The 17,459-nt window shown below is 67.7% G+C and carries 17 protein-coding genes; 7 read left to right on the top strand and 10 right to left on the bottom strand.

Features of this window, described 5'->3' with window-relative positions:
- Positions 1 to 176 precede the first annotated feature (176 nt).
- Positions 177 to 449 (top strand): hypothetical protein, encoded by a 273-nt coding sequence (locus EKM57_RS06415; protein WP_129791651.1) that lies wholly within the window; start codon positions 177 to 179, stop codon positions 447 to 449.
- Here EKM57_RS06415 and EKM57_RS06410 read toward each other — a convergent pair.
- Both EKM57_RS06410 and EKM57_RS06405 read right to left on the bottom strand, forming a co-directional pair.
- Entirely contained in the window at positions 416 to 1,204 is a 789-nt protein-coding gene (locus tag EKM57_RS06410; RefSeq protein ID WP_129791650.1) for a ParA family protein, read from the bottom strand. The genes EKM57_RS06415 and EKM57_RS06410 overlap by 34 nt on opposite strands.
- A 156-nt stretch (positions 1,205 to 1,360) precedes the next feature.
- Positions 1,361 to 2,947 (bottom strand): lysine--tRNA ligase, encoded by a 1,587-nt coding sequence (locus tag EKM57_RS06405; RefSeq protein ID WP_129791818.1) that lies wholly within the window; start codon positions 2,945 to 2,947, stop codon positions 1,361 to 1,363.
- A gap of 142 nt (positions 2,948 to 3,089) precedes the next feature.
- Here EKM57_RS06405 and EKM57_RS06400 point away from each other — a divergent pair, with 142 nt between their 5' ends.
- Together EKM57_RS06400 and EKM57_RS06395 are read left to right on the top strand one after the other, a co-directional pair.
- Positions 3,090 to 5,798: an ATP-dependent DNA helicase gene (locus EKM57_RS06400; protein WP_129791817.1), complete on the top strand. Its 2,709-nt coding sequence runs from the start codon at positions 3,090 to 3,092 to the stop codon at positions 5,796 to 5,798.
- On the top strand, positions 5,795 to 6,334 hold the full coding sequence (locus EKM57_RS06395; RefSeq protein WP_129791649.1) for a histidine phosphatase family protein: 540 nt from the start codon (positions 5,795 to 5,797) through the stop codon (positions 6,332 to 6,334). Before EKM57_RS06400 ends, EKM57_RS06395 begins: the two co-directional genes overlap by 4 nt.
- A gap of 30 nt (positions 6,335 to 6,364) precedes the next feature.
- On the opposite strand, the gene EKM57_RS06390 is transcribed toward EKM57_RS06395, so the two are convergent.
- The 5 genes from EKM57_RS06390 to rpmF form a co-directional block, all read right to left on the bottom strand.
- Complete coding sequence (locus EKM57_RS06390) at positions 6,365 to 6,775, bottom strand: MerR family transcriptional regulator (RefSeq protein WP_129791648.1); 411 nt, start codon at positions 6,773 to 6,775, stop codon at positions 6,365 to 6,367.
- 8 nt (positions 6,776 to 6,783) lie between these two features.
- Positions 6,784 to 7,107 (bottom strand): integration host factor subunit alpha, encoded by a 324-nt coding sequence (locus EKM57_RS06385; RefSeq protein ID WP_129791647.1) that lies wholly within the window; start codon positions 7,105 to 7,107, stop codon positions 6,784 to 6,786.
- Between the two features lie 188 nt (positions 7,108 to 7,295).
- Positions 7,296 to 8,258, bottom strand: coding sequence for a beta-ketoacyl-ACP synthase III (locus EKM57_RS06380; RefSeq protein ID WP_129791646.1), 963 nt, complete (start codon positions 8,256 to 8,258; stop codon positions 7,296 to 7,298).
- A complete protein-coding gene (plsX, locus tag EKM57_RS06375) occupies positions 8,255 to 9,268 on the bottom strand; it encodes a phosphate acyltransferase PlsX (protein WP_129791645.1) in 1,014 nt (337 codons plus the stop codon). Before plsX ends, EKM57_RS06380 begins: the two co-directional genes overlap by 4 nt.
- A 77-nt stretch (positions 9,269 to 9,345) precedes the next feature.
- Entirely contained in the window at positions 9,346 to 9,525 is a 180-nt protein-coding gene (gene rpmF / locus EKM57_RS06370) for a 50S ribosomal protein L32 (RefSeq protein WP_129791644.1), read from the bottom strand.
- 198 nt (positions 9,526 to 9,723) lie between these two features.
- Between rpmF and EKM57_RS06365 the strand changes: the two genes are divergently transcribed.
- A complete protein-coding gene (locus tag EKM57_RS06365) occupies positions 9,724 to 10,170 on the top strand; it encodes an MAPEG family protein (protein WP_129791643.1) in 447 nt (148 codons plus the stop codon).
- 46 nt (positions 10,171 to 10,216) lie between these two features.
- Here EKM57_RS06365 and EKM57_RS06360 read toward each other — a convergent pair whose 3' ends face one another.
- On the bottom strand, positions 10,217 to 10,882 hold the full coding sequence (locus EKM57_RS06360) for an MBL fold metallo-hydrolase (protein WP_129791642.1): 666 nt from the start codon (positions 10,880 to 10,882) through the stop codon (positions 10,217 to 10,219).
- Between the two features lie 172 nt (positions 10,883 to 11,054).
- Here EKM57_RS06360 and EKM57_RS06355 point away from each other — a divergent pair, with 172 nt between their 5' ends.
- A complete protein-coding gene (locus EKM57_RS06355; protein ID WP_129791641.1) occupies positions 11,055 to 11,879 on the top strand; it encodes a class I SAM-dependent methyltransferase in 825 nt (274 codons plus the stop codon).
- Between the two features lie 16 nt (positions 11,880 to 11,895).
- Here EKM57_RS06355 and EKM57_RS06350 read toward each other — a convergent pair whose 3' ends face one another.
- On the bottom strand, positions 11,896 to 13,851 hold the full coding sequence (locus EKM57_RS06350; RefSeq protein WP_129791640.1) for a prolyl oligopeptidase family serine peptidase: 1,956 nt from the start codon (positions 13,849 to 13,851) through the stop codon (positions 11,896 to 11,898).
- 107 nt (positions 13,852 to 13,958) lie between these two features.
- On the opposite strand from EKM57_RS06350, the gene EKM57_RS06345 reads away from it, so the two are divergent.
- Both EKM57_RS06345 and EKM57_RS06340 read left to right on the top strand, forming a co-directional pair.
- Positions 13,959 to 15,071 carry a DUF47 family protein gene (locus tag EKM57_RS06345; RefSeq protein ID WP_371414122.1) on the top strand — a complete coding sequence of 371 codons (1,113 nt, stop codon included), beginning with the start codon at positions 13,959 to 13,961 and terminating at the stop codon, positions 15,069 to 15,071.
- Positions 15,071 to 16,072: an inorganic phosphate transporter gene (locus EKM57_RS06340; RefSeq protein ID WP_129791639.1), complete on the top strand. Its 1,002-nt coding sequence runs from the start codon at positions 15,071 to 15,073 to the stop codon at positions 16,070 to 16,072. Before EKM57_RS06345 ends, EKM57_RS06340 begins: the two co-directional genes overlap by 1 nt.
- 4 nt (positions 16,073 to 16,076) lie before the next feature.
- Here EKM57_RS06340 and EKM57_RS06335 read toward each other — a convergent pair whose 3' ends face one another.
- Positions 16,077 to 17,453 (bottom strand): L-serine ammonia-lyase, encoded by a 1,377-nt coding sequence (locus tag EKM57_RS06335; RefSeq protein WP_129791638.1) that lies wholly within the window; start codon positions 17,451 to 17,453, stop codon positions 16,077 to 16,079.
- Between the last annotated feature and the right edge of the window lie 6 nt (positions 17,454 to 17,459).

Genomic DNA, 17,459 nt, shown 5'->3' with positions numbered 1-17,459 from the left:
CCGGTCGAGCCGTCCGGAGATGCCGATGCGTGAGCCCGGTCCGAAGCAACGTCCGATCCCGAGCAGGGTGGCCGGCTGACCCGCCGCGGCCGCGGGACGAGAACAGGCGCTGCACCTGCCCCTCGCGACTCGCTTTAACCTCGGTTATGGTCGCCGCGGGCTTGGGGAGACTCGCGATGGTCGACGAACATTCGGACGAAGTGGTGCGCTCGGTTCGGAAGCTGGCTTTCGCGATGGATCAACTGGACCCCTTCCCTGCCGCCGTCATCGCGGAGCCCACCTTGCGCCGCCTGGTCGATGCCGGACTTGCGGAAGCGGGGCGCAGCTGCCGGCCCGCCGTCGGCGCGGTCGGCTATCGCCTCACCGATCGCGGCTGGAGGATCGCCCGCGACAACTGGACGCGACCGACCGGCCCCTATTTGAGCGGCGAGGGCATCGGCCCGGCCTGAGGAGCGGCACGCGCCGCCCGGTCGGCGTCTTCCGCGAGCCGCTTCTCGATTCGAGCCCAGAGTTCGGCGACCGCCTTCGCGCCCGGCGAGCGACGGGCCACCTCCCCCACCGGCCGACGGGTCGCGCTCATCTGCTCGAACAGGCTGGCCATCGGCACGATCGGCCAGGCGGGATTCGCTTCGAGCGCAGCGGCATGGATGCGCCTACGTCGGTCGGCCATATTGTAGACGGGCAGAATGGCGCCTCGGCCCAGCCGCTTGCGATCGAGATGCCCCACGACATCGTCCAGGGCGCGTCGCGACAGCGGCGACGGAATGACCGGTACGAGGACGACGTCGGCGGCGCGAAGGATCTGCTCGCTCGTTTCGGTGAGACCCGGGGGACAGTCCAGCACCACGCGGTCGAACTCGGCTCCGAGCAACGCGAGCAGTTTCTCGAGCCTCTTCTTTTTGCCGAGGTCGAAAAAGAACCGGTCGAGCTCGCGGAGCGACGCGTCGGCCGGCAGCACCGACAGCCGTTCGATCCCGGTCCGGCGCACCAGCTTGGAGGGCGCAATATCGCGCGAGAACACGGCACGGGCTTCCCGTCCGCGCGGCTGTTCACAGCCGAGCAGGAATCCGGCGGCCGCCTGGGGATCGAGGTCCCACAAGAGGGTCCGCCGCGACGAGAGGGTCGCCGATGCCCAGGCGAGATTGACCGCAAGCGTGGTTTTGCCGACACCCCCCTTGAGGCTATAGACGGCGACCGTCTTCATCGGCGTGTCTCCCCGACGGCCGTTTGCGGCCACCGGGCTCGACATTATTGCGCTGCCGTTTCAGCAATGTGACGCGGGGCAGCGCCGGCCGAGTTCGCGCGCTGCATGCGCCATCGAGTGCTCGCAGGATGGGGAGCGCAGGGAGCAGCCCTGCGATCAGGCCCCTTCCGTCGTCCGACCTTCAAGCGCCTCGGCGATCAGCTTTCGGGTATTGGCGATGCCGTAGAGGGCGATGAAACTGCCCATGCGCGGGCCCTGAGCCGTGCCGAGCAGGGTTTCGTAGAGCGCCTTGAACCAGTCGCGCAGGGACACGAACGGATGCGCCTTGCCGACCTCGTAGACCTCGGTCTGAATGGTTTCGGAGTCCGAATCCTCCTGAAGAGCCGAAAGCCGGGCATCGAGTTCGCGAAGCGCTTCGGCCTCCATTTCGGTGGGCGGCCTGCGACGAAGGGAGTCGGCGATGAAATCCCGGAAATAGGCCAAGGCATGGTCGAGCAGGGCGTCGAGCTCGGGATGGCTCTCGGGAGAAGCCTCAGGGCAGTAGCGCCTGACGAAGCCCCAGAGCAGGGCCTTGTCGTCGGTCGAGGCGACCGCGACGAGGTTGAGCAGCAGCGCGAAGCTGATCGGCATCCGCGCCGGCGGCACCTGGCCGGCATGGACGTGGTGAACCGGGTTGCCGAGCTTCTTGTCGATCGGCTGGTCCGTATATTGCCCAAGGAACTGGTAATATTCGTCGACCGCCTTTGGGATGACCGCGAAGGAGAGCTGCTTGGCCTTCTTCGGATCCCGATAGATGTAGAAAGCAAGGCTCTCCTCGGGCGCATAAGTCAGCCACTCGTCGATGGTGACGCCATTGCCCCGAGTCTTCGAGATCTTCTCGCCATTTTCGTCGAGGAACATTTCGTAATTGAAGCCCTCGGGCGCCCTCGCGCCGAGGATGCGTGCGATCTTGGAGCTCTGGACGACCGAGTCGATCAGGTCCTTGCCCGACATCTCGTAATCGACGCCGAGCGCGACCCAGCGCATGGCCCAGTCGACCTTCCACTGCAGCTTGGCGCCGCCCGACAGGATCGACTGCTCGATCCGCTCGCCCTCGTTCTCGAAAGCGATCAGGCCCGCCTCGGGATCGATCACCTCGACCGGAACCTGGAGGACGCGGCCGTTCGTCGGGCTGATCGGCAGGACCGGCGAATAGGTGTTGCGCCTCTCCTCGCGCAGGGTCGGAAGCATCACGCCCATGATGGCATCATATTGGCGCAAAACCGCCTTCAGCGCCTCGTCGAACCGGCCCGAGCGGTAGCAGTCACTGGAGGCGAGGAACTCATATTCGAAGCCGAACCGGTCGAGAAACTGACGCAGCAGGCCGTTATTGTGAGCGGCATAGCTCTCATGCCCGCAACCGAACGGATCCGGCACCCTCGACAGCGGCTGATCGAGATGCTCATGCATCATGTCCTGGTGCGGCACGCCCGGCGGCACCTTGCGCATGCCGTCCATGTCGTCCGAGAAGGCGATGAGGCGACTGGGCCAGTCCACCATCTCGGACAAAGCATGCTTGACCATCAGCGTTCGCGCGACCTCCTGGAAGGTACCGAGGTGCGGCAGGCCCGACGGGCCGTAACCGGTCTCGAACAGGACCGCGCGGCCTCCCGGGCCCTCCGGATAGCGCTTCAGCAGCTTGCGCGCCTCCTCGTATGGCCATGCCTTGGAGACTCTCGCCGCTTCGCGAAGCTCATTGGTCATTGTCGGTTCGCTCACGGCCATATCCTCGTTACCGCCATCGCCAAGGACCAACTCCTCCGCCCGCCTCCGCCTGCGGCCAAGCCCTCTCGGTTCGGGGGGAGGAATGGTTGCCCTTTCGTTCCGCCCGGTCCATGTCGGCGGAATGTCGGCTTCTTTGCCCTATCCCGCGCTGCACGCAACCCATGCCGGCATCTGGATCGCGCATGGCGACGGTCGCGTCGAGGCGGCGGGGCGGGGCGAGGCGATCGCGCGGGCGGCCGAGACGCCGATGATCATGCTGAACTCGCCGCTGATCGGCAACCGCCTGGGTTATCCCGACCTCAACGGGCTCGATCTGCTCGAGCTGTTCGCCTTCGTCCATCCGGCCCGCTTCACCGTGCCGACTCCCAAGGGCCTGGCCGATGCGCTGGCCCTGGCCCCGCCGGAGACGAATGAAGATGCCGCCGTCTTTCTGCGCAAGGCCGCCGCCGCTTTGCTCGGCACGATCGAAGGCGACTGGCCGGAGCGGGAAGGCGCCTGGGCGGCGGCGCAGGCTTTGCACCGGCTGCGCTGGCCCTGGGCGGGTGCGGTGGCGAAGCAGCTCCAACGTCCGGCGCGCGACGAGCGCTGGCTGTTCAGCCGGCTTGCCGAATGGGAGGAAAAGGCGCCGCGGCCGCAACCTCGCCCGATCTCGATCGACAAAGCGGCGGCGGTCGCGCGGCTGGAGGCGTTGACCGGCCATGGCGCGGAAGCACGAGAGGGCCAGCGCGATTATGCCGCCGCAGCGGCAAGCGTCTTCGCGCCCCGCCGCGCCGAGGGCCAACCGCACATGCTGTTGGCCGAAGCGGGGACGGGAATCGGCAAGACCCTGGGATATCTCGCCCCGGCGTCGTTGTGGGCGAACGAGGCGGACGGGCCGGTGTGGGTGTCGACCTTTACCAAGGCGCTCCAGCGGCAACTCGACCGGGAAGGGGCGCGGCTGTTCGCCGACCCGGCCGAACGGCGGCGCCGGATCGTGATCCGCAAGGGCCGCGAAAACTACCTATGCCTGCTCAATCTGGAAGATGCGCTCCAGGGCGGCTTCGCCGGTCGCGCCGCGGTACTGGCGCAGCTCGTGGCGCGCTGGGCGGCCTACACGAAGGATGGGGACATGGTCGGCGGCGACCTCCCGGGCTGGCTCACCACCCTGTTCCGCCGTGCCGGCGCGACGGCGCTCACCGATCGACGTGGCGAATGCGTCTATGCCGGCTGCCCCCATTATCGCCGCTGCTTCATCGAACGGGCTGCGCGGGCAAGCCAGGATGCCGACCTGGTGATCGCCAACCATGCCCTCGTCATGGTCAATGCCGCGCGGGGAAGGGAAACGGGCCAGGCGCCCACTCGGATCGTATTCGACGAGGGTCATCACCTTTTCGACGCGGCCGATTCGACCTTTGCCGCGGCGCTGACCGGGCAGGAAGCCATCGAGATGCGGCGCTGGATCATCGGCCCCGAAGGAAAGGCGCGCGGGCGGCGGCGCGGGCTCGCCGCTCGATTGATGGACGTCGCTTCTTATGACGAAGCGGGCGCCGCCGCATTGCAGGCGGCGGTGCAGCATGCTGCGGAACTGCCCGGCGACAGCTGGCTGCAGCGGATCGCCGAGGGTATCCCGATGGGGCCGGTCGAGAAGCTGCTCGCGGCGGTACGCGGTACCGCTTATGCCCGCGCCACCGCGCAGGACGCCGGCTACGGGCTCGAAACCGAGCTGGCCGAGCCCGATGCCGCCCTTGTCGAGGCGGCAGCGCCGGCCGTCGAGGCGCTCGAGCGGCTGCTTCGGCCCCTGGTCGCGCTCGGCAAGAGGCTGGAAGCCGTCGTCGAGGAAGCGCCCGACTGGCTCGATGCGCAGGCCCGTGCACGGGTCGAAGGCGCCATTGGCGGCCTGAGCTGGCGCACCCAGACCCTGTCGTCATGGATCTCGCTCGCGGCCCGAATCGGCGGCCCCGCCGACCCGGATTTCGTCGATTGGCTGGCCGTCGATCGGGTCGAGGGCCGGGAGTACGACGTCGGCCTGCACCGCCACTGGCTCGATCCGACCCGCCCGCTGGCCGAGGCGGTGCTCAAGCCCGCCCACGGGGTGCTGGTGACTTCGGCGACCTTGCGTGGGGGCGGCGAGGATTGGTCCCATGCCGAGGCGCGCACCGGCGCCTGCCATCTCGGCGGCTCGGCTGCGCGATTCGAGGCGGCGAGCCCGTTCGATTATGCCGGCGACAGCGAGGTTCTCATCGTCACCGACGTGAAGAAGGGCGACACGGCGGCGCTCGCCGGCGCCTATGCGCGGCTGATCGAGGCCGCGGGCGGCGGCACGCTCGGCCTGTTCACTGCAATCCAGCGGCTGCGCGCCGTCCATGCCCGCATCGCCGACCGGCTCGCCCGCGCCGGCCTGCCGCTCTATGCCCAGCATGTCGATCCGATCGACACCGGAACCTTGGTCGACATCTTCCGGGACGACCCGCGCGCCTCCCTGCTCGGCACGGACGCGCTGCGCGACGGCGTCGACGTGCCCGGAGACTCACTGCGGCTGGTGGTGATGGAAGGCGTACCCTGGCCGAGGCCGACCGTACTTCATGCCGCGCGGCGGGCAGCCAGCGGCGGGACGGCCTATGACGACCGCGTGGTGCGGGCGCGGCTCGCCCAGGCGTTCGGACGGCTGATCCGGCGTCAGGGCGATCGCGGCTTGTTCGTCCTGCTGTCCGCGGCGACCCCTTCGCGGCTCCTCAGCGCCTTCCCCGTCGGCGTGCGCGTGTCGCGCGTTCATCTCGCCGACGCCATCAGTCGGGTAGAATCGCGCCTGATGCCCGCCGAATCACCGGCGCGGCGGTTGGAGCAGGCATGAAGACCCTGACGTTGCTGAGACACGCCAAGTCGGGCTGGGACGATCCGGCCCTGCGCGATTTCGACCGGCCCCTGAACAAGCGCGGGCGGCGCGCAGCCCGTACGATCGGGCGCGAGATGCGAGCCCGAGGCCTCGCCTTCGACGCCATTGTCGCCTCGCCCGCGGCGCGCGTGGTGGAGACTCTCGCCGACGTCGCCCATGGCTATGGCGGCCCGATCGATCCGGAATTCGATCCACGCGTCTATCTGGCGAGCGCGGCGACTTTGCTCGAGCTGGTGCGCGAGGCGAACGACTCGGCCGACCGGCTGCTGCTTGTCGGCCACAATCCGGGGCTGGAGATGCTGGCGCTGCTGCTGACCGAGGCGGAGCCCAGCAACGGGCTGCGCCGCGACCTCGCGGAGAAATATCCGACCGCGACCCTGGCCGAAATCGCGCTGCCGGTGGACCATTGGAACGAGGTCGAGGCCGGGTCCGGGCGGCTGAGCCGCTTCATCCGGCCGCGCGACGTCGATCCCGAGCTCGGTCCGGAGGAATGAGGTCGATCCTCCGCCTGACCCTTCCGACGGTCAGACTGCCGTTTCGGCAAGCGCGTCGACGAGCGTGCGGCGGATCGCGCGCAGGGCATCCTCCGGAAAAGGGAGGCGCTTGGTGTCCGGCATCGCCGCGGCCGGGACGGGCGCCTCGTCCGCAGCCGGCGCGGGCGCCGGCGGATCGGCAGCCCCGGCTTCGCCCCTGGCGAGGAGCTGCTGCACCCCACGAATCGTATAGCCGTCCTCGTTCAGCAGCTTGTGGATGCGCCGGGCCAGCGCGACATCGGCCGGCCGGTAGTAACGGCGGTTTCCGGCTCGCTGTAGCGGGCGCAGCTGCGGGAAACGGGTCTCCCAATAGCGCAATATGTGCTGGGGAATGCCGAGATCTTCGGCAAGCTCTCCGATCGTCCGGAAGGCCTGTTCGCTCTTGCCGCTCGGTCGCGCCATGGTCGGCCTCAGCCGCCGCGGGCGATCCGCTCGCGCATGATCTGGCTGGCGCGGAAGGTGAGCACCCGCCGCGGCGCGATCGGCACTTCGACACCGGTCTTCGGATTGCGACCGATCCGCTCGCCCTTGTCGCGCAGGATGAAGCTGCCGAAGCCTGAGATCTTGACGTTCTCGCCGTCTGCGAGCGCGCCGCACATATGGGAGAGGATGCCCTCAACGATGTCGGCGGAGTCGGCGCGCGACAGTCCGATCTCGCGATGCACGATGTCGGCGAGGTCCGCACGCGTCAACGTGCCGACCGCCGGCTTCCTGATCGTCCCTGCATCCGCCATGAAGGAAATCCTCCCGCTCTCGCCCAAAGACCCTAATCCAGGTTGGCCGCCAGCGCAACGTGACATTGCAACATGCCGCCGGCTATTGCGACCGGAATGCCGCCCGCCCGACCGGTACCGACAGGATCCGCCCGGATCAACCGGGGGCAAACCGCACCTACCCCGGATGTCTGTCCCAGGTCCGGACTCTAGAAGCGGACCACCGCGGCCCCCCAGGTGAAGCCGCCACCCATCGCTTCGAGCACGACGAGGTTGCCCTTGCCGATCCGTCCATCCCGAACCGCGACGTCCAGCGCGAGGGGCACCGAGGCGGCCGAGGTGTTGGCATGCTGGTCGACGGTGACGACCACGCGCGAAGGGTCAAGGCCGAGCTTCTTCGCAGTGGCATCGAGAATGCGCTTGTTGGCCTGGTGCGGCACCACCCAGTCCACTTCCTCCGGACGGTGGCCCGCCGCTTCGAGCACCTCGTTGAGCACGGCGGCAAGATTGACGACGGCGTGCCGGAACACTTCCTTGCCCCTCATCCTCAATTTGCCGACGGTGCCTGTGGTCGAGACGCCGCCGTCGACATAGAGCAGATCATTGTGGCGGCCGTCGGCGTGAAGGCGAGTGGCGAGGATTCCTTCATCCTCGGTTTCGCGCGCTTCGAGCACGATCGCGCCGGCGCCGTCACCGAAAAGGACGCAGGTCGCCCGATCCTCCCAGTCCAGGATGCGGCTGAACGTCTCCGAGCCGATCACCAATGCGCGATCGGCCATGCCGCCCTTGATCATATTGTCGGCGATCGACAGGGCATAGAGAAAGCCGGTGCAGACCGCCTGGACGTCGAAGGCGATGCAGTCGTTGATCCCCAACGCCGTCTGGACGCGGGTGGCGCTGGCCGGAAAGGTCTGGTCCGGAGTTGCGGTGGCAAGCACGATGAGCCCGATCGTCGAAGCCGGAATGCCCGCGGCGTCGAGTGCCTTTCGCGCCGCCTCCGTGGCGAGGGTCGCGGTCGTCTCGCCGTCACCGGCGATATGACGCGCCTCGATGCCGGTGCGTTCGACGATCCATTCGTGACTGGTGTCGACCCGCTCGGCCAGTTCGGCGTTGGTGATCCGCCGCGGCGGCAAGGCCGCGCCGGTGCCGACGATGACCGCGCGGCGGCTCATTGTGCCGCGGCTCTCGCGCTGCGATCGGCCACGCTGGCGAGATCGTGGCTGATCTTGCGGGTCAGATCCTCGCGCGCCATCCGCGCGGCAACCCAGACCGCATTGGCGACGCCCTTCTGATCGGCGCTGCCGTGGCTCTTCACGACCAGGCCATTGAGGCCGAGGAAGACAGCCCCATTATGGTTGTTGGGGTCGAGATGGTGGCGAAGCAGCTCGGTGGCCGGCCTCGAAATCAGGAAGCCGATCTTCGAACGCACCGAGCTGGTGAAGGCGCGCTTCAGAAGGTCGGTGACGAACCGGGCCGTGCCTTCCACCGACTTCAGCGCGATGTTGCCCGAAAAGCCGTCGGTGACGACGACGTCGGCGCCCCCGCGGGAAATCTTGTCAGCCTCGATGAAGCCGTCGAAGCGCATCCCCAGATCGGTCGAGGCGCGTAGAATCGCCGCCGCCTCCTTCAATTCGTCGGTGCCTTTCAGCTCCTCGGTACCGATGTTGAGAAGCTGGACCCGCGGCCGTTCGAGGTCGAGCACGACCCGGGCGTAAGCGGCGCCCATCACGGAGAATTGAACGAGATTCTGGACGTCGCACTCGGTGTTCGCGCCGAGATCGAGCATCACGAGATCGTTGGCGCCGAGCGTCGGCAGCAAGGCGGCGAGCGCGGGCCGGTCGATGCCGGGCATGGTCCGCAGCGCCAGCTTCGCCATCGCCATCAGCGCGCCGGTATTGCCGCCGGAGACCGCCGCCTGTGCTTCGCCAGCCTTCACGGCCGCGATCGCTCGGCCCATCGAGCTGGTCTTCGCGCGGCGGATCGCCTGGCTCGGCTTCTCCGTTCCAGCGATGACGTCGTTGCAATGGACGATCTGGCAGGCGGCAGAGAGTCCCTCATGCTCGTCGACCTGCTCGCGGATGGCGGCCTGATCGCCGAACAGCAGAAATCTGAGGTCGTGGCGGCGCGCCAGGGCCCGGGCAGCGCCGGCGACCATCGCCGGCGGACCTGAATCGCCACCCATCGCGTCAATTGCGATCCGTGGCCCGCTACCCTCCACCGATGCCGTCTCCCGTATCAGCCTGATCGGCTGGGGCCGTCCTACGCCTCGGTCTTCAGGATTTCACGCCCTTTATAGTGGCCGCAGGCGGCGCACACATTGTGCGGCAGGCGAAGCTCGCCACAATTGGGGCACTCCTGATACTGGGTCGGCTTAAGCGCGTCGTGGCTGCGCCGCATGTTGCGCTTGGACGGCGAGGTCTTTCTTTTGGGGACGGCCATTGTGGCACCTGTTCCTGGATCAAATCGGGTTGCGTGATGTGGCGAGCGCGGGGCCGTGGGTCAACGGCAGGGGCCCCGGCCGCTGGCCTCGCGGCCGTGTCGCTCTCGCGTGAAGGGTGCCGCCTATAGCGATTCCGGGCGGAGTTGCAAGCGTGGCCGAGGCGTGCGACGGCGGGCGCTGGGGAAAGGGAAGCCATCATGATCCTGCCGATCACACTCACCATCGCCGGCGCCGCCGCGATCCTCCACGTCTGGCTGAGCCTTCGCGTCAGCCGGCTGCGCCGGCCGCTCAAGATCGGAGTCGGCGACGGCGGCAACGAAGTGCTCATGCGACGGATACGCGCCCACGGCAATTTCGCCGAGAACGTGCCGATCATGCTGGTCCTGCTCGGCTTCATCGAGCTGGCGACGGGCGGCAATCTCTGGCTGTGGGGTGCGGCGATCCTGTTCATCCTCGCGCGGATCGCCCATGCCTTCGGAATGGACCGTCCCGGCGCAAACGCGCTCCGGGTCGGCGGCGTCACGATCAGCTGGGCCGTGCTGCTGGGGCTCGGCGCCTACGCGATCGTGCTGGCCTATCAGAGCCCGTCGATTCGCGGCGGCATGGAACTGTCGCCCGGACGCCAGGCAGCGGTCGAGAGCTGAGAAGCCGGGGCTGCCGCCCGATCCTCGTGTCGATCCGCGCGCGCGCCTAGCCTTTCCCCAGAATTCGATCCGCGACGAAGGGATTGGTCCGGCGCTCCTGGCCGAAGCTGCTCATCGGGCCGTGCCCGGGGATGAAGGCCGTGTCGTCGCCCAGCGGCCAGAGGCGCCGAGTAATGGCGTCGATCAGGTCCTGGTGATTGCCCATCGGAAAATCGGTGCGCCCGATCGAGCCCTGGAACAGGACGTCGCCGACGATGGCCAGCTTCGACGGCGGATGGTGGAAAACGACATGGCCCGGCGTGTGGCCGGGGCAGTGATAGACGTCGAAGACAAGGTCTCCGACCCTCACCTGGTCGCCATTGTCCAGCCAGCGCTCCGGCTCGAAGGTCTTGCCGTTTATGCCATAGGCCCTTCCGTCATCCTCGAGCCGTGAGATCCAGAAGCGATCGGCCTCGTGCGGGCCCTCGATCGGCACGCCGAGCTCCTCGGCCAGAACCTTGGCCGACCCGCAATGATCGATATGGCCGTGGGTGAGGAGCAGCTTCTCGACCGTGACCCCATGCTGCGCCGCCGCCGCCTTGAGCCGATCGAGGTCGCCGCCCGGATCGGTGAAGGCGCCCTTCATCGTCGCGGTGCACCAGACCAGGCAGCAATTCTGCTGCAGCGGGGTCACCGGGATGATCGCGACCTTGAGGGGCGGGTTCGTCGACATGGCGGGGAGATGGCGGGCGACGCAGCAATGTGCAAGCCGGGTGTCTGGTTGCGCGACCGTTCGCCCACGCCGTGACGGCGGCACGACCGCATCGGATCGGGGCAGTCTGACGGATCCGAGGCCAGGAACGGAAAGTCTCGCAGTCCCGGTCGCTTCTGCTACGCTCTCGACGATGACACGCACCATCGCGCGGCTCGGGGGTCTGGTCAGCCTGGTCGGGCTTGCCGCCTGCACGTTCCAAGGAGGGGGGCTGGCGCCGTTCACGCCGACGCCGACGGCCCCCGCCGAGACGGATCTGGAGGTCCCCTACGTCACGACACCGCGGCCCGTGGTGGCGGCGATGCTCGACATGGCCGCGGTCGGACCCGACGACTATCTGATCGACCTGGGGTCGGGCGACGGACGGATCGCGATCATGGCGGCGCAGCGCGGCGCGCGCGCGCTCGGCGTCGACCTTGACCCGCAGCGCGTCTCCCAGGCGGCGGCGGCGGCCGCGTTCGCGCAGGTCCAGGACCGGGCGCGGTTCCGACGACAGGACCTGTTCGCCACGCCCTTGCTGGACGCCGACGTGGTGACGCTCTACCTCCTTCCCGAAGTGAACCTGCGGCTGCGCCCGCGCCTGCTGACCGAGCTTCGGCCCGGCGCGCGGGTGGTCAGCCACAATTTCACGATGGGCGACTGGCGGCCCGACGAATCGCGCGAGCTGGGATCCTCGCGCATCCATCTGTGGATCGTGCCGGCGCCCGCCGAGGGACGCTGGGCGATGGAAGGCGTCGCAACCGGCCTCTTGCGGCTCGAGCAGAGGTTTCAGGAACTGTCCGGAAGCCTTGAAGGCCGGCCGCTGCGCGACGTCACGCTGCGGGGGCGGCAGTTGACTTTCACCGTCGACTTGCCCGGAGAAACCAGGACTTTCCGCGCCATCGTCGGCGACGCGGAGATGGTGCCGGATCCGGACGCCGGGGAAGCGGCGGCCTGGCGGGCGCGGCGCGTCGGCTAGCGACAGCGCCCGGACGCTACCGCCCTGCCCCGCTTTCCGGCTCGCCGGCGAGGAGGGTTCGCTGCCAGAACATCAGGCTGGTCCAGAACTGATAGTCCTGATTCTCCTTCTTGTCGAAGCCATGGCCCTCGTTCCGGCCGATCAGATGCCAGGCGTCGGCGCCGTTCGCGCGGACCGCTTCGATCATCTGCTCCGCCTCCGATGCGGGCACGCGCGGATCGTTGGCGCCGGTCACCACCATGGTCGGGATGGCAAGATCCCGCGCCCGGGTGAGCGGCGAGATCTCGATCAGCCGCGCACGTTGGGCCGGGTCGCGCTCGTCGCCATATTCGACGCGCCTCAGGTCGCGGCGATAGTCCTGGGTGTTCTCGAGGAAGGTGACGAAATTGGAGATGGCGACGACGCAGTTCGCACCACGCAGACGGTTTCCATAATGGATAGCGGAGGCGTAGCACATATAGCCTCCATAGGAGCCGCCGGTGACGGCGATGCGATCCGGATCCAGCCTGGGATCGGCCGCCAGACGATCCAGGAAAACACCGATGTCGCGCACCGAATTCTCGCGAAGGTCGGGGCCGTTGTCGAGGCTGACGAATCGCTTGCCGTAGCCGGACGAGCCCCGAACGTTCGGGTAGAAGAGCGCGATGCCGAGCTCGTTCACCAGATAATTGTTGCGGCCGAGGAAGCCGGGGCGCGCCTGCGACTCCGGGCCGCCATGAATGCTGACGATGAGCGGTCGCCGCCCCTGAAAACGGGCCGGATCCGGACGGTAGAGGAAGCCCGAGATCCTCTCCCCGTCGAAGCTCTCTATTTCGACGAGCTCGGGCTCGGCATTGGCTTCGGGATCGAGCCCGCCCGTCTCGCTGCGCGTCCAGCGGGTGACGGCGAGGGTGCGCGGATCGACCGAATAAGCGTCGGCCGGAGTCGATGCCGAGGTGAGGGTGAAGCCGACATCGCCCCATGGGGCCACCTCGACGCCGCCAATCACTCCAGCCGGAAGCGATTCGACCGTACGCGACACGCCGGTGCGGGGGTCGAGCAGCTTCAGCCGGCTCACTCCCGCTTCGTTGGTCACGTAGGCGATGAAGCTGCCGTCGCGGGCGATGTCGAAGGCACCGACATCCCAGCGTTCATCGGACGCGACCGGGCGGAAGGCGCCGGTGGCCGGATCGATCGTGCCGAGCCGCCTGAATTCGGAGCCCTCGTCCGACGTCACCCAAAGCGTCCCGTCGGGCGCGAAGGCGGCATCGCCATGAGCGATCTCGCGCGCCGGTTCGCCGATCGGAGTCATGCGCCCGCTGTCGAGCTCCAGCAGATAGAGATCGGAGTTGGTGATCTGTCGGTAGTCGATGACCACCGCGCGCCGCCCGTCGGGCGAGAAATCGGCAATGCCCCAGCCGCCGCCTTCGACCTGGGCGACCATTCGGTCCGTCGAAGGGTCGCGCGGATCGATGATGTAGAGATCGGAGTCCCTCCCGTTCCGGCGGGTCGAGCTGTAACCAACCAAGCGGCCGTCGTGGCTCCAGGCGCCGAATTCGTTGCGGCTGCGGCCGTCGGTGAGCAGGTCGAGGCGGCCGTCGCGAAGCGTGTAGAGCTGGTAGAACTCGTCGCCGCCGACATCCTTCGAAACGACCAGCACGTCGCCTGCGGGAGACCAGCTTCCGGCAACCGGTTCTTCCTCGAAGCTGATCTGCTCGCGATAGCCGAGCGGCGCGGCGACCCTGTGGATCTGCTGGGTATTGGCAAAGCGCGTCGTGACGAGCATCGAGCGGTCGCGCGCGTTCCAGCCGGAGAAGCCGGCGGTGCGAAATTCCATATAGGCGCGAGTCTGCGCCGCGAGCTCGGGCGGAACCGGCGGGATGCCGTCCGCGATCAAGGCCGGCGGCCTGGGAACTCCCTCCGACGCCTCGGGTTGCGCCAGCGCGGCTGCGGCGGGCAGCAGGATCGACAGGACCAGCAGCTTGCGATGCATGTGAATTCCCCTATTTCCCGGCATGGATCGAGGACTTATCGGTTGAAGGCTCATCCGGCAACGCGCCGGCAACCCAGGGGCCAAGCCCTCGATCGGCGGAGCGGCGGTTGATCACCCAGTTCGGCGCACTCCCCTGGCGGATGGACCCTGAAAAGGGCCTGCAGATCCTGCTCATCACTTCGCGCGACACCGGACGGTGGGTGATCCCGCGCGGCAATCCCATGTCGCGGCTCAAGGGGCATGAGACGGCCGCCCGGGAAGCGCATGAGGAAGCTGGCCTTGACGGAACCATCCTGCCGACGCCGATCGGCCGCTACCGTTACGAGAAGCGCCGGGGCGACAATTCTGTGCCGGCCGAGGTGACCGTCTATCCACTCAACGTCACGCGCCAGCATCACAGCTGGCCCGAGCGGCACGAGCGGACCTCCCGCTGGTTCGAGCCTGCCCGGGCCGCCTTTGCCGTGGACGAGCCCGAGCTCAAGGCGCTGATCCTCGATTTCTCCGAGAATTACGCCGCCTATGCGGACCGGACCAAGGCCGTTATGGGCAGCGATCGGCTTTCCTGGGGGGCAGTGATGGTCAACATCATCCGGGCGATCATGCCCAGGGAAGACCGCTTCTTCGACATGTTCGAACGGCATGCCGACATATTGGTCGCGGGTGCCGACGCGATGGCGGCAATGCTTGCGGGGGAGCATGGCATCGCCGAATCGTGCCGCCGTATCGAGGAACATGAGAACGCCGCCGACGACGTCACCCGCGACGTGCTGGTGGCGGTGCGGCGATCGTTCATCACGCCGTTCGACCGCAGTGCGATCACGGCGCTCACCTCGGCGATGGACGATGCCATGGACGAGATGTGGCAGACGGCCAAGGCGATCACGCTGTACGAAGTCATGCAGTTCGAACCGCAGCTCGTCGAGATGAGCGGCCACGCCGCCGAAGCGTCGCGGCTGGTGCGAGAGGCGGTGGGCTTGCTCCGCAAGGTGGGGCGCAATGGCCAGCGCCTGCACGCCATCACCGAACAGATCGTCCACCTCGAGGGCAGGGCCGACGCGCTGCACGAAAAGGGACTGAAGGCGCTGTTCCAGACCCATCGCGCGGATCGGGCAATGGACTTCATCGTCGGCCGCGAAATCTACAGCCATGTCGAGCGCGTCCTGGACCGGCTCGAGGACGTTGCCGACGAAATCCAGGGTATCGTGATCGACCACGCCTGATGGAGCCCACCCTCGCTTTCCCGCTGCTGGTGGCGCTTATCGCTGTCGCCTTGTTCTTCGACTTCCTGAACGGGCTTCACGACGCTGCCAATTCGATCGCCACGGTGGTGTCGACGCGGGTGCTTAGCCCGCAGGTCGCGGTGCTCTGGGCCGCCTTCTTCAACTTCATCGCCTTCCTGTTCTTCGGCCTCCATGTGGCCGAAACCATCGGGCGCGGCATCGTCGACCCGCTGGTCATCGATCCGGCGGTCGTGTTCGGCGCCCTGATGGGCGCTATCGCCTGGAACATCATCACCTGGCTGCTCGGCATACCGTCGAGCAGCAGCCACGCCCTGATCGGCGGCCTGCTCGGCGCCGGCATCACCAAGGGCGGGCTCGACGTCATCCAATCATCCGGAGTGATCCAGACGACAGCGGCCATATTCCTGGCGCCGACCATCGGCCTCGTCGTGGCACTGCTGCTCGTGGCTCTGACCTCATGGCTGTTCAAGCCGGTCAGTGCCTCGCTCTCGGATCGTGTGTTCCGGCGAATGCAATTGCTTTCGGCCGCCGCCTATTCGCTGGGACATGGCGGAAACGACGCACAGAAGACGATGGGCATCATCGCCGTCCTGCTCTTCTCGCAGGGCATGCTCGGCAGCGAGTTCCACGTGCCCTTCTGGGTGGTGATCTCGGCGCAGGCGGCAATGGGTCTCGGTACGCTGATGGGCGGCTGGCGGATCGTCCATACGATGGGCTCGAAGATCACCCGCCTGACGCCGCACCAGGGGTTCTGCGCGGAGACCGGCGGCGCGATCATGCTGTTCTCGGCGACCTGGATGGGGATTCCTGTGTCGACCACCCACACGATCACCGGCTCCATCATGGGCGTCGGCGCGGCGCGGCGCATGTCGGCGGTGCGCTGGGGCGTCGCCGGCAACATCCTCATCGCCTGGATCATCACTCTGCCCGCGGCGGGGCTGATGGCCGCTGCCTTTTACGGGCTCACACGGCTGTTCTGACGGCTCAGCATTCGACGACGTTGACGGCGAGGCCGCCGAGACTGGTCTCCTTGTAGCGCTCGCTCATGTCGAGACCGGTCCGGCGCATCGTCTCGATCACCTGGTCGAGGCTGACCCGGTGCGATCCATCGCCCACCAAAGCGAGGCGCGAGGCCTCGATCGCCTTGATCGCGCCGACCGCATTGCGCTCGATGCAGGGCACCTGGACGAGCCCGCCGACCGGATCGCAGGTGAGCCCGAGATTATGCTCCATGCCGATCTCCGCTGCATTCTCGACCTGCGCCGGCGTGCCGCCGAGCGCCGCGGTGAGGCCGCCCGCGGCCATCGAGCAGGCGACGCCGACCTCGCCCTGGCAGCCAACCTCGGCACCGGAGATGGAGGCATTCTCCTTGAATAGCGACCCGATCGCTGCCGCGGTGAGCAGGAAGGTGCGCACCCCCTCCTCCGTCGCGCGCGGCGTGAAGCGCTGATAGTAACGCAGCACCGCCGGAACGATGCCCGCAGCGCCATTGGTCGGTGCGGTGACGACGCGGCCGCCGGCGGCATTCTCCTCGTTGACGGCGAGTGCCCACAGATTGACCCAATCTATCACCGTCAGGGGATCCGAAAGCGCCCGCTCCGCCCGCTCCGTGAGCAAGCGGTGGAGCGCCGGCGCGCGGCGCTTCACCGCCAGCCCGCCCGGCAGAATTCCGCTCGCCGCCATGCCCCGGTCGATGCAATCCGACATGGCCGAGACGATCGCGTCGAGTCGCCGATCTATCTCCTCGTCGGACAGAGCGGCGCGCTCGTTCGCGCGCGTGATCTCGGCGATGCTGATCCCTTCCTTCTGGGCAAGGGCAAGCAGCTCGGCGGCGGACGCATAGGGGTAAGGCGTGTCCCACGCGCCCTCAGGCGGCGAGTTGCGGACAACTGCCGCTTCGTCGACGACCGCCCCGCCGCCGACGGAATAATAGACCGCGCTTTCCTGCGCCCCGTCCGTCATGGTCGCGGTGAAGCGCATGCCGTTGCTATGGTGCGGCAGGCGCTCGCGCTGGTTGAACCTGAGATCGCGCGCCTCTTGGAAGCCGATCGTCCGCTCGCCACCCAGGTCCAGCCGCTCGTCGGCGCGGATTCGCGCCACCATTTGATCGGCCGCATCGGGATCGATCCGGTCGGGCCGCTGCCCGGCCAGGCCAAGCAGGATCGCCCGATCGGTGGCATGACCCTTTCCCGTCAGAGCGAGCGATCCGTAGAGGTCCACCTCGACGCGATCGACCGCCCGGAGCCGGTCCCGAGCCTGCAGCCCCTCGACAAAGCGGCACGCGGCCGTCATCGGTCCCATCGTGTGCGAACTTGACGGCCCGACGCCGATCTTGAACAGATCGAAAGTGCTGCAAACCAATGGGCT

The sequence above is a fragment of the Sphingosinicella sp. CPCC 101087 genome (assembly GCF_004151485.1).
GTDB lineage: Bacteria > Pseudomonadota > Alphaproteobacteria > Sphingomonadales > Sphingomonadaceae > Allosphingosinicella.
The sequence above is the reverse complement of the archived record's forward strand: the minus strand, read 5'-3'. Positions and strand labels throughout refer to the sequence as shown.